Origin of the sequence: Mesorhizobium sp. M0136 (genome assembly GCF_040322515.1) — a bacterium.
In the GTDB taxonomy this organism is placed as follows: domain Bacteria; phylum Pseudomonadota; class Alphaproteobacteria; order Rhizobiales; family Rhizobiaceae; genus Mesorhizobium.
On the sequence record NZ_JAMYTP010000012.1, the window covers coordinates 102,541 to 114,086 of the forward strand.

Annotated in this window: 10 protein-coding genes and 1 tRNA gene; 8 read left to right on the plus strand and 3 right to left on the minus strand. The window is 58.6% G+C overall.

All coding sequences use genetic code 11. The features are described 5' to 3' along the window. The first annotated feature begins 71 nt into the window (after positions 1 to 71). The 6 genes from NKJ35_RS16500 to NKJ35_RS16525 all read left to right on the plus strand — a co-directional run bounded on the left by NKJ35_RS16500 (position 72) and on the right by NKJ35_RS16525 (position 6,545). Entirely contained in the window at positions 72 to 1,097 is a 1,026-nt protein-coding gene (locus NKJ35_RS16500) for a glucokinase (protein ID WP_352648486.1), read from the plus strand. Between the two features lie 119 nt (positions 1,098 to 1,216). Next, complete coding sequence (locus NKJ35_RS16505) at positions 1,217 to 3,076, plus strand: ABC transporter ATP-binding protein (RefSeq protein ID WP_352648489.1); 1,860 nt, start codon at positions 1,217 to 1,219, stop codon at positions 3,074 to 3,076. A 20-nt stretch (positions 3,077 to 3,096) separates the two neighbouring features. Then, positions 3,097 to 3,921, plus strand: coding sequence for a 4-hydroxy-tetrahydrodipicolinate reductase (gene dapB, locus NKJ35_RS16510; protein WP_352648610.1), 825 nt, complete (start codon positions 3,097 to 3,099; stop codon positions 3,919 to 3,921). A gap of 75 nt (positions 3,922 to 3,996) precedes the next feature. Further along, a complete protein-coding gene (locus tag NKJ35_RS16515; RefSeq protein ID WP_352648491.1) occupies positions 3,997 to 4,617 on the plus strand; it encodes a 2,3-bisphosphoglycerate-dependent phosphoglycerate mutase in 621 nt (206 codons plus the stop codon). Between the two features lie 73 nt (positions 4,618 to 4,690). Next, positions 4,691 to 4,775: transfer RNA gene (locus NKJ35_RS16520), tRNA-Leu, on the plus strand. A 75-nt stretch (positions 4,776 to 4,850) separates the two neighbouring features. After that, positions 4,851 to 6,545: a site-specific integrase gene (locus NKJ35_RS16525; protein WP_352648493.1), complete on the plus strand. Its 1,695-nt coding sequence runs from the start codon at positions 4,851 to 4,853 to the stop codon at positions 6,543 to 6,545. A 126-nt stretch (positions 6,546 to 6,671) separates the two neighbouring features. Here NKJ35_RS16525 and NKJ35_RS16530 read toward each other — a convergent pair whose 3' ends face one another. Continuing rightward, the gene (locus NKJ35_RS16530) at positions 6,672 to 7,523 is read right to left on the minus strand and encodes an SDH family Clp fold serine proteinase (protein WP_352648496.1); all 852 of its coding nucleotides are present in this window, start codon (positions 7,521 to 7,523) and stop codon (positions 6,672 to 6,674) included. Between the two features lie 586 nt (positions 7,524 to 8,109). Beyond that, the gene (locus NKJ35_RS16535) at positions 8,110 to 8,331 is read right to left on the minus strand and encodes a DUF6471 domain-containing protein (protein ID WP_352648498.1); all 222 of its coding nucleotides are present in this window, start codon (positions 8,329 to 8,331) and stop codon (positions 8,110 to 8,112) included. A gap of 163 nt (positions 8,332 to 8,494) precedes the next feature. Between NKJ35_RS16535 and NKJ35_RS16540 the strand changes: the two genes are divergently transcribed. Together NKJ35_RS16540 and NKJ35_RS16545 are read left to right on the plus strand one after the other, a co-directional pair. After that, complete coding sequence (locus NKJ35_RS16540; RefSeq protein ID WP_352648500.1) at positions 8,495 to 8,719, plus strand: hypothetical protein; 225 nt, start codon at positions 8,495 to 8,497, stop codon at positions 8,717 to 8,719. Positions 8,720 to 8,812: 93 nt separating this feature from the next. Beyond that, the gene (locus NKJ35_RS16545) at positions 8,813 to 9,532 is read left to right on the plus strand and encodes a hypothetical protein (RefSeq protein ID WP_352648502.1); all 720 of its coding nucleotides are present in this window, start codon (positions 8,813 to 8,815) and stop codon (positions 9,530 to 9,532) included. A gap of 1,498 nt (positions 9,533 to 11,030) precedes the next feature. Here the strand turns inward: NKJ35_RS16545 and NKJ35_RS16550 are convergent. Beyond that, positions 11,031 to 11,291, minus strand: coding sequence for a hypothetical protein (locus NKJ35_RS16550; RefSeq protein WP_352648505.1), 261 nt, complete (start codon positions 11,289 to 11,291; stop codon positions 11,031 to 11,033). Between the last annotated feature and the right edge of the window lie 255 nt (positions 11,292 to 11,546).

Here is an 11,546-nt window from a genome sequence, read left to right on the forward strand (position 1 = left end):
CGATTTCCCTTTTTGCGGTCATGCGCTAGTCAACGAGAGAACGGCGATACGCGTCGGGAACGGACGAGAGCATGCCAGGCGTAAGCGACGACGACACTCTGTTGCGATTTCCGATCCTGATCGGCGACATAGGCGGCACCAATGCGCGCTTCTCGATCGTACTTGACGCGAATTCCGAGGCCGGCGAGCCGACCATCGTTCAAACCGCCAACTTCAATACGATCGACGAGGCGATCCAGTCGGCCGTGCTCGACCGTTCGTCGGTCCGGCCGAATTCAGCTGTGCTGGCGGTGGCCGGCCCTGTCGAGAGTGACGAGATCCCCCTCACCAATTGCCCATGGATCGTCAAGCCGAGACAGATGTTCGCCAGTCTCGGTCTCGGCGACGTCGTGGTGCTCAACGACTTCGAGGCGCAGGCGCTGGCTGTCGTCGCGCTCGGCGAAGAGCACATGGAAAAGATCGGCGGCGACGAGCCGGAACCGAATTCCGGGCGGGTGGTGCTCGGCCCGGGAACCGGGCTCGGCGTCGCCGGGCTGGTTTATGCGCTGCATCACTGGATACCGGTGCCCGGCGAGGGTGGCCATATGGATATCGGGCCGCGCTCGTCGCGTGATTTCGAGGTGTTTCCGCATATCGAGAAGCTCGAGGGTCGCATCTCCGGCGAACAGATCCTCTCAGGACGCGGCCTGGTAAACGCCTACCGGGCGGTGGCCAAAGCGGACGGCAAGCCGTCGCCCTTCACCACGCCTGCCGAGATCACCGCCGCGGCGCTGGCAAGGAACGATCCCGTGGCCGAAGAGGCGCTGTCGATCTTCGTCACCTGCCTGGGGCGCACCGCCGGCGACCTCGCTCTGGTGTTCATGAGCCGGGGGGGTGTTTTCCTCACCGGCGGCATCGCGCAAAAAATCCTGCCGGCGCTTCGGACCGGCAGTTTCCGCGCTGCCTTCGAGGACAAGGCGCCGCACAGCGCCCTGATGCGCAGCATGCCGGTCTACGTCATCACCCATCCGCTGGCAGCGCTTTTAGGGCTGGCCGCCTATGCCAGAAATCCGTCGCTGTTCGGCGTGCAGACGGCGGGGCGACGCTGGCGGGTTTAGGACACAAGCTGCGCCGCGACGAAGTTTCGCCGTCCCCGGCCATAGGCAAGCCGCCATTGGGGCGTTAAGAGGTTGCCGAATTGCAGCCCGGCCGAACCGAAACCACAAAGCGCTCAAACGTGACACTTCCAGCACCAACCAAAGGGAAAGTCCGTCCCAGCGAGATCGTGGCTGTTATCCGCCGCATCATCGCCGAGAACAGCCGCGATTATCGCTGGTACTATGCTCTTGCCGTGCTGTGCCTGGTGACGATCGCGGCGACGACCGCCTTCACAGCCTGGATCATGAAGGATGTCATCGATCAGATATTCTACCAACGGCGCGGCGATCTTATCGCGCTGATCAGCGTGTCGATCCTGGCCGCCTTCATGCTACGCGGGCTGGCCAGCTACGGCCAGGCAGTGACGCTGGCCAAAATCGGCAACAATCTGGTGGCGCGCTATCAACGCCGCATCTTCGACCACCTGATGAAGCTCGGCGTCGGCTTCTTCAACGACACCCGCTCGGGCCGGCTCGCCGCGCAGATCAACGAGAACGTCAACGGCATCCGCGATCTCCTGTCGATGACGCTAACATCGCTGGCGCGCGATGCGGTATCGCTTGTCGCGCTGGTCGGCGTCATGATCTGGCAGGACCCGATGCTCTCCGCGATGTCGCTGCTGATCGGCCCGCCTTTGATCTACAGTGTCACCTATCTGATGCGCCGGGTGCGTCGCATCACCCGTGAATCGGTGCAGATCAACTCGCGGCTGATCGGCGCCATGCAGGAAGCAACGCAGGGCATCGCCATCGTCAAGGCCTTCACCCTGGAAGAAGAGCTGTCGCGCCGCATCGGCGGCCTCGTCGCCGGCGCCGAGCAGCGGGCAAACAAGATCGCCCGCGTCTCGGAACGGCTGACGCCGATCTCCGAAATGCTGGCCGGCTTCGCCGTAGCCGGCGTCATCGCCTATTCCGGCTACCGGGCGACCGTCGGCGGCCAGCCGCCGGGCGCGGTGTTTGCCTTCATCACCGCCCTGCTGCTTGCCTATGACCCCGCCAGGCGGCTGGCGCGCATGCAGGTCGGCATGGAAAAGTCGCTGGTCAATGCGCGCATGATCTACGAGCTTCTCGACCTCGAGCCGCAGCAGGGTGACGTGCCGGGAGCCGCCGAGGCGAAATTCACCTCTGGCGAAGTGCGCTTCAACAACGTGTCCTTTCGCTATGTCGAAGAAGCGCCGGTCCTGCAGGATTTGAGCTTTGTCGCCGCCGCCGGCAAGGTGACCGCCATCGTCGGCGCCTCGGGCGCCGGCAAGACGACGCTGGTTGCGCTGCTGCAGCGCTTCTACGACGTCGAGTCGGGCAGCATCGAAATCGACGGCCAGGACATTTCAAAGGTCACCAAGCATTCGCTGCGCGGCTCGATCGCCTATGTTTCGCAGCAGCCCTATCTGTTCGAAGGCACGATCCGCGACAACATCCGCTACGGACGTCTGAGCGCCACCGACGCGGAGATTGAACGCGCCGCGCAACAGGCCGCAGCCGACGATTTTATCCGCCAGCAGCCGCAAGGCTACGACACGCCGGTCGGCGAGAACGGCGTGACGCTGTCGGGCGGCCAGCGCCAGCGTGTATCGATTGCACGCGCCATCGTTCGGCAGGCGCCGATCCTGCTGCTCGATGAAGCCACCTCGGCGCTCGACAACGAGGCCGAGGCCCGCGTCCAGGAAGCGCTGACCCATGTCATGGAAGGGCGCACCACCATCGTCATCGCGCACCGGCTGTCGACGGTGGTTAATGCCGACCACATCATCGTGCTGGAGCAGGGCCGGCTGGTCGAACAGGGCACGCATGCCTCGTTGATGGCCGACCCGCACAGCGTCTATGCGCGGTTCCACCGGGTGCAGGGCAGGAAAGGGCTGGGGCTTGTCGATGACGCCAAGCCAATCCAGACTGCGGCGCAAAATGGTCGCGCGAAAAAGGCGGCCGGGAGACATTCATGAGCGACACGCCGACCGTCAACATCAATGAAACGGGGGAAATGGGCCTGGTGGTGGTGGGCGCGGCCGGCCGCATGGGCCAGGCGCTGATCCGCGCCATCCACGCGATACCGGGCGCCCGCGTCGCCGGCGCCATCGAGCGGGCCGGTTCGCCCCATATCGGCAAGGATGCCGGCGAGCTGGCCGGCGTCGGCAGGCTCGAGGTGGCGATCGGCGACGATCCGCTGCCGGCCTTCGCCAAGGCCGACGGCGTGCTCGACTTCACCACGCCGGCGGCGACCGTCGAATTCGCCGGCTATGCCGCGCAGGCGCGCATCGCCCATATCATCGGCACAACCGGCTGCTCGGCCGAAGACAATGCCAGGATCGCGGCGGCGGCGCGCCACGCGACGATAGTCAAGTCAGGCAATATGAGCCTCGGCGTCAATCTGCTGGCAGTGCTGGTTGAGCAGGCGGCGCGCGCGCTCGACGCCGACGATTTCGACATCGAGATCCTGGAAATGCACCACCGGCACAAGGTCGATGCGCCGTCGGGCACGGCGCTGCTGCTCGGCGAAGCCGCCGCTGCCGGGCGCGGGGTAGCACTTGCCGGCAACGATGTTCGCGTGCGCGACGGCCATACCGGCGTGCGCAAGAGCGGCTCGATCGGTTTCGCCAGCTTGCGCGGCGGCTCGGTGGTCGGCGACCACAGTGTGGTGCTGGCCGGTACCGGCGAGCGCATCACGCTCGCCCACCACGCCGAAGACAGGGCGATCTTTGCCCGTGGCGCGGTCAGGGCAGCCCTGTGGGCCCGCGGCCGCAAGCCGGGCCTCTATTCGATGCGGGACGTACTCGGCCTGACAAGCTGATCCACAGACTTGGCTGATCCACAGACTTGGCTGATCCACAAGATTGGCCGATTCACAAAATTTGAAGGAGCAAATATGTCGAGAACCCTCGTGCTCGTGCGCCACGGCCAGAGCGAATGGAACCTGAAGAACCTGTTTACCGGCTGGCGCGACGTCGACCTGACCGAACTGGGTCATGCCGAGGCCAAGGCGGCCGGCGCCAAGCTCAGGGCGCGCGGCATGAAATTCGACATCGCCTTCACGTCGTCGCTGATCCGGGCGCAGAAGACCTGCCAGCATATTCTCGACGCCGTTGGCCAGAGCGAGCTCGAGACCATCCGCGACCAGGCGCTGAACGAGCGCGACTATGGCGATCTCTCCGGCCTCAACAAGGATGATGCGCGCAAGAAATGGGGCGAGGAGCAGGTGCATATATGGCGCCGCTCCTACGACGTGGCGCCGCCCGGCGGTGAAAGCCTGAAAGACACCGGCGCGCGCGTCTGGCCCTATTACCTGCACGATCTGCAGCCGCATGTGCTGCGCGGCGGCACGGTGCTGGTGGCGGCACACGGCAATTCGCTGCGCGCGCTGATCATGGCGCTGGACGGCAAATCGGGCGAGGAGATCGTCAAGCTCGAGCTCGGCACCGGCGTGCCGATCATCTACACGCTCAACGCCGATTCGACGGTGGCATCGAAGGAAGTGCTGGAGCATTGAGTCGGAGAAGCAACGCGGCTTTCAAAAAAGCGCGTTGACACTCATCCCTCGCCCGCTTAATGAGCGCGCACCAGCCCAGATGGCGGAATTGGTAGACGCGCACGGTTCAGGTCCGTGTTCCGCAAGGAGTGGAGGTTCGAGTCCTCTTCTGGGCACCAATCCCTTTGTAAGCTCTTGATTTCCTGGAAACCCTAGGGTTCCGGGTCATCGACTGCTACACAAAGGTGCTGCACATGGCCTTGCGAATGACGTCACCAACTACGAGACCTCACTCGGCCAATCGTTATCTCGTTCGGCGGGTGCCGACTGACATTTTGAAGGTTGCCCGCAACGAGCGGGTCATATTGCACTTTCCAAAGAGCAAGTTTGATCCTGCGCTGTTCATTCAACCCAAGCTAGGCAACGTCGTCAGCTTTTCGCTAGGGACGAGCGACAAACTAGTCGCGAAGGTCCGTACTAGCATAGCGGTGACCCAGCTTGAACGAGCTTACGAAGCCCTGCGGGTCGGTCCAACAACCCTATCTCAACGACAGATTGTAGCACTGTCAGGAGAGATCTATCGGCTGTACGTCGAGGCGTTTCAAGAGAACCCCGGCACACCGAAAGACTGGGCATCATTCAAGGCGCTAAATCGAGCAGCGCGCGAAGGCCGATTGGATAATCTTCCATCCATTGGATTTTCGTTTCCCGACGAAAACGATATTGCGGCGTCCGTTTTTGGAGAGGATCTTAGCGAAGGCGTGAACGCGCTGCAGCCCTCGAACAATCCGGCCGCGATCGAGGGGCGGTTTGGCGGGCTCGTTTCTTGGGTCTTAGGGATTCATGCCATCATCGTGGAGTCAGAGACCCGAAACAAGCTGCTGATAGCAGTTCATCAGGCGGTAACTGACGCTGCCTTTGCGCTTAAGCGAAATGCGGATGGTGACTATTCACCGGACCCGAAAGCGGCCCGTTTTCCTGCTTTCGTCCAAACGGGTCTGGTTTCTCTGCAGAGCTTGTTCGAGAAATGGGCTTCGGAACGCTCGCCGGCGGCCAGTACGCGAACGACCTGGCGTACGGTAATCAAATCGTTGCAAACCCACGTTGGCCATGAGGACGCGCGCCGCATTAGAGACATCGATCTGGTTTCTTGGAAGGATGAGCTGGTGGCCGAGGGCTTAGCGGCCAAGACTATTAACGGCTCGTACCTGGCGGCTGTGAACGTCCTTTACCGTTTCGCGATTGACAACAAACTTCTCAGTCAAAATCCGGCTGCTGGCGTTGGTGTCGCGACGACTAAGAAGGCGGGCACTAGAATGCTACCTTATTCGACCGAAGAGGTAGGTCGGCTTCTTTTCGTGGCGGAGCAGACCGCAACACCTCCAAGGCGTTGGCTGATCTGGCTTGCGGCCACTAGTGGCGCTCGGATAGGCGAGATAGCTCAGCTATGGGGCAACTCAATCGGCCGGGAAGACGGCATAGATGTTATGCGCATAAGGCCCGCTCCCGACGGAGGGTCACTAAAGAACGAAAACTCCGAGCGTACGGTTCCAATCCATTCCGCCGTGATCGCGGCGGGCTTCCTAGCGTTCGTCAAGCAGCGAGGTGATGGACCGCTTTTCTATAAGCGATCTTCCGGCAAGCCGGCAAAGACCCATGCTTCAAAAGGCGTCACGAACCATCTTGCATCATGGATCCGCGAGCAAGGTTTTGACGATCGGCGTAAGGCGCCGAACCACGCTCTTCGCCATTGGTGGAAATCACAAGCTGTTGATGCCGAAATTCTGGACAGCGTAGCCAACCATATCCAGGGTCATGCTGCCAAGTCCGAGGCCGGTAACTATCGCCACTTCGGCATCGAACCACTCGCGAAAGCAGTTGAGAAAATTCTGCTTCCCAAACCAACGCAAAGGGTCGTCACTTCCGGCGAGGAAACCATCGAAGTGTAGGCAAGAAGGCTGCTACGAGCCTTTGCGCGAAGCGAGAAGCTGTTTTCGGACTTCCCTCAAGCTGATGACCCCCTAGGGGGTCGCCGTTAGTCTCTGCCAAGGCGAAGAGGTGGCGAGGCGTCTATATTACACAACCTTCGGGGGGGCTCCAATCGCTGTACTCCGGGCACGTCCTTCAAATATCTTCAGGTAGTTATCGCGACGAACATCAAAATCGTACATCGAATAGAGGAGCCAAATCCGTTCCCATAGCTCATCGCCAGGCGGAAGGTATTGGATTTTCAGGTTCAATTGAGCCGCTTCCCGATGATCTATCACCGACCCGTGGGAGAAATATGTATCCCGACTACCCAACGCCTGCGCAACTCGTTCGACCTCGCCCGGCGCGCTGCCCTGCAGCATGCCATTTCGCAGGAGACTCTCGGCGAGCTTCTTGGTCTGCTTCATCGCAAGCAGCGCAAGGCTATGGAGGGGGAAGTTCGACTGGGCCACGACGGGATCAGATAAGACCGTGCAGGGAATGCCATTCAAATGTGGGTCAATCGGACCGAGTTCGGATGGCGCGCCCATAATGATTGATTTTGCTGCAAGGCAAAGAAGAGTCCCGTTGCTCTTCGCCGCATTGGCTACGATGGCACGATAGTCCACCAATCTGTTCTGCAGGAGCGTCACCAGGGCTTCGGTCGAATCTGTCTTCCCTCCGTTGGTCTCAATCAAAAGGTCAACCGGGTCACCAGTGTTGACGTCGCTGAGTAGCTCCATCAGGTATACTGGGTCGGCGTCGTCAATGCCGGCCTCATCACGGAAGCGATTTGCAAAATAAACGATAAGGCGTCTACCTGTCAGCTCCTCGATATCTCGAATGAGCACCTGCCGAAGATATCGGTCTTTTTGTCCAACCCAATAGAGAGGCGACTGCGTCGGAAGCCCGTTTCCTCGCGGAAATGGCAGTTCAACCAGCGGCGCTTTGGCCACCACGCGGCTACTTTCGCTCGCTGCTCTTGCTCGGAGCCGGATCGGGAGCGCTGTGGATTGCTTTTTTCATGAGGTCATAATCCGGCTTAGGGGCCGGTCGAGACAGTACGACATGAGAATTAACTGGCCTTCCAACAGAGCGAGTCTTCGTCAAATCGTTGACTTTGGTGGCGGCGATGCTTGTCCAGTCCATAGCTTCTCTCTCCAAATCGGCCAATTTCCATTCGAATCCGTTGTTGACTCCGTGTCAACAGGGCATCGAATCATTGGTGATTGGATGTTTAATGCGCATCTATGATCTCCGTTGCGGAGAATGCGAAGAAGCGCTGCTCCGTACTGGAGCGACTGTTTGTTGTCAAACTTAGTCGGCAAGATCACGACTACTTGCGCCAGCCCGAGCACGCTGATCCTGCGGGTATGGTACCGGCCAGTCAGTCAGGGCACGATAAGCAGTGTCGATCATGAAGGCGCGGCCCGCCGTCCGTCTCACAAGGGAAAGCAACTTCGCCAGGTGCGCTCAGATGCGGTTAGGAAACCTTTGACAAGCAAGCCTCGAAAGACGGCTGCCTTGCCCGATGCTTCCGGCCTATCAGTCGAGGCGCAATCGTTGCGAACCAATGGCTTTGAGGCACTGGGCAAGAAAAACTGCACTGAATCGACCCCGTGCCAGCTTGTTGCGAATATTGGCTTCCTTCTCTTGGATTCCCAGCGCTGCCAATTTTTCAGCAAGCTGAGCGTAGGTCACTCCCTTCATCTTCAGTTCTGCCTTCAACAGATTGCTGATCAGGTTTTCCCAGTCTGTCGTCGACATCCAATCCTCCGAAATAAATCTTCACCTGCGTATTGAACGAGGTGCCCGCCGCCTTATGTATCGTACACAGTGTTAAAATACTGAATTCGATATATAGATATCATCTCTATCGTCTCTTACCTGAGCTTCGGCGGCGCTGAAAGCCAAACGCGGGAATTACAAAATGAAAATCGACCCAACAACGGCGAACGCGCTGAACGATCTTTTGCGTGAACTCGCTTCGGAGATAGACCTTCACTATGACGACGCCGTTTTTCACGCGATCGGACCCACGATCGACGTGATGAAACGTGCCGCCAAATTGGTGACAGACGCCGGCTACACAGCTCCGGATTCATACCACCACATTGTTCAGCGTTTCGAACGCAATGCTCCTTCGAACACATAGTGTTCTCTCACCAACAAATCCACGCCCGAAGCTGCGGCGCTCGAAAGCGAGCCCCGTGGCTGCTCGCCTTGTCGCATTCCAAGGACTTTCAAAATGTCTAATAGATTCGACCCCACAGTTTCGAGTGCTGACTATCTGGCAATCGCTAGAAAGCGCCACAAGGGCGGACGCTCAAAACTGTATTCCGAGCTTAACTGGATGCTGGTCAGCACGTCCTTCGACTTTGGTGTCAATGCAAGAAACGTCGGACTTCTACTTGATCCTCTCGGTTGGAGTAAACTGGTCACCCAACAAAAAAGGACCCCCCGCGTTTTCTTGGATGCACGGGTCAACCAGAGCGGCAATGCAGAAATCGTGTGGGCTAGAGGGGACAAAGGAATTGTGTACGAGGAGGACTTCTTGCCAGCATATTTGTACGCGGCACTGTCCCCCAACGAGGGTCCCGGCCGAGGCATTGGGGAGCTGATCTGGGTCAAGGATTATGAGAGGCTGGTCGATAATGTCGCCAGTCGCCAATGCCCTACGGCGACCGCCTTGCTGTTCGGGTTTGCCGCCCGACTGAACGAACTCGCTGCTGTAATCGCCAACGGCGTGGGCCTTGTAGGGGCCATGAAGATGGAGTTTCGATATTCATCGCGCGGCAATCTGACGTCTGTTGAATTTGTTCCGTCCGTTTCATTCGATCGCCTGCAAGCGCTGCGGGAAGAGGGCCGTGAACAACGGAGGCCGCGTTTGCAGGCCGCGATCAAGAAGCTCGAGGAGTCGCATCCCTTGGACATGATGGCGCCGGATAGCGCGGATGGGACCGATTGATGACAGCCGCCAATCCTGGATGGCTCTTCTTGACTCATACAGGCACCGCTACAGCGCCTTCTCGCGGCGCCGAGTCCCTTCGGGCCTCAACAGTAAGGATCCGCTGCAGGGTGCCTCCTGGCCCGGGGAAATCTAGCGCAAGGTTCTGATGAGCGAAGGACGTCCCTAGAGGGAATTAGACGTCCATCGTGGATCCGCGGCGTCGCCCTTTCAACCGCAGTGGTACCGATCTTCGGAACGCCCCGCGTTCATCTCGCGTCGGATATGCCCAATCAACTGCTCGGGAGTTAGCCCAAGTCTGGTGAACCACACCAAGACCGCGCTGGCCGACGGTTGCTTGACACTCTTACCGTTCCAACGTGCGTCGAGGAACGTCTCGTAGAAGTCAGGGTCTTGGATGACTCGTCTAGCGGCTTCGAGATAGGGTACAGACTGATCGACAATCAGACGCGCGACCTCTCGACTGATCGCAAGGCGGGCGGACGCTCTGACCCTGGCGCGGTAGGTGCTGTGTATTGGCATGCCTGATCTCCGGTGGTTGGTCCACGAGATTTAAGCGCCAGAAACGGAAGTTGAAGTGGCCACGTTGCGTTGTCTATAGGATGTCGGCGAATGGATTGAACCAACCATTGCCTCGGTCCAATAGATTACGGGTCTGCAAACTTCTGTTGTCTGCCATCGGCATGAAGTGGCCCGCGAAGTTTCGGAACATCGACACATAGTGAGGTATTGCCAGAGATTGTCGTGGAAGAAGAGTAACCCTCGGGCGTTCAAAAGGCCGATCGAAATCCCTAGTTCATTTTTGTCTATTGAACTAAGAATTTCCGTGGCGATCAATCGAAGGAAAAAATGGGTTCCCATCTTTTTTCTTTTTTTCCTCCAACGTCTCGCCCGACTCTAGAAGAGACTTCTATTAGGAAGTTCTAATAGAATAGGAGGAAAGAGAGAAGACATAAGCTGGTTAACTCCATTTATTTTCCGATTGGTCGCTACGGAAAATTCTTAGTCCAATAGACAAAAATGAACTAGGGATTTCGATCGGCCTTTTGAACGCCCCCGTGGCGATACAAACTAGGGGATTTTGACGGCCGATGTTGGCGTCAGCCTCGCGCCCGCCCCCCCGGGCACGCATCTAGCGTGAAAAGACGCGGGCGGCCTGCGGCTCATCAGCCGCAGAGGTCATAGTGACCAAACTAATCTCAGTTGGACGCGGCCTATCCGCGTTGCAGGCGAACCTAGGGCCCATCACGGCTTGCCTTTTGAACCAGATTGCAGCGTTGATTAGAAATCGCGCCAGGCGGATTTTGAATTACGCGCTCGGTGCGGATCATCGGTTCGGCCACGCGAACAAATGCATTCCGATCTGGGCGGAAGGAGTAGACGTTTTTCTGGCAGGCATTTGCGCCACCGATGGTCTGAAACTTAGTGCGAAAAAAATTTTGAAATGGACCGTGATATCATATCTCCGATCTGCCCAACGGCCAAGCCGCGCGAACTGCTACTCCGCACAGTTCCATTCCTTGGCGATGACATAGACCTTCTTGGGATTGATGACGCTCCCGCGCGTCGAATACAGGTCGCCGTAGAGATAGCGACCAATGTCAGTTAAGACCGCCTTGCGCACGACAAATCCCATTCCGGTGTCGACGTAGCTCTCTCCCTGCCAATCGCGGTGAATATCGTTCGGCGACGGGCTGGCTAGAATGCGAGCGGCGTTATCTCGCGCGTTGCAAATCGTCTTGCTGGCACCACACTTCATGCACGTTGTTTGATCTGGCTTTCGCGTATTTGAGGTCTATTGCGGTCGCATGATTACAGCCCGTGAACCGCATCGGGTCCGATGTGGAAAGCAAAATCTCCGATCCTTCAAGTTTCATTTCACTCCCCCACCCAACTCATAATAGAATCGTAAGCACTGATCGTGACAATAGCTGTCACCCGGATTGGTGAAGGACCGATGTCATTTGAGGAGGCGCAGCAGTCAATTGAGCTTGCAACGTATGGTTCAGGCCGA

Excerpts from the sequence above, each read along its gene's own strand:
- NKJ35_RS16500 (WP_352648486.1), top strand. The coding sequence starts at position 72 with ATGCCAGGCGTAAGCGACGACGACACTCTGTTGCGATTTCCGATCCTG.
- NKJ35_RS16515 (WP_352648491.1), top strand. The coding sequence starts at position 3,997 with ATGTCGAGAACCCTCGTGCTCGTGCGCCACGGCCAGAGCGAATGGAAC.
- NKJ35_RS16525 (WP_352648493.1), top strand. The coding sequence starts at position 4,851 with ATGGCCTTGCGAATGACGTCACCAACTACGAGACCTCACTCGGCCAAT.
- NKJ35_RS16535 (WP_352648498.1), bottom strand. The coding sequence starts at position 8,331 with ATGTCGACGACAGACTGGGAAAACCTGATCAGCAATCTGTTGAAGGCA.
- NKJ35_RS16540 (WP_352648500.1), top strand. The coding sequence starts at position 8,495 with ATGAAAATCGACCCAACAACGGCGAACGCGCTGAACGATCTTTTGCGT.
- NKJ35_RS16545 (WP_352648502.1), top strand. The coding sequence starts at position 8,813 with ATGTCTAATAGATTCGACCCCACAGTTTCGAGTGCTGACTATCTGGCA.
- NKJ35_RS16550 (WP_352648505.1), bottom strand. The coding sequence starts at position 11,291 with ATGAAGTGTGGTGCCAGCAAGACGATTTGCAACGCGCGAGATAACGCC.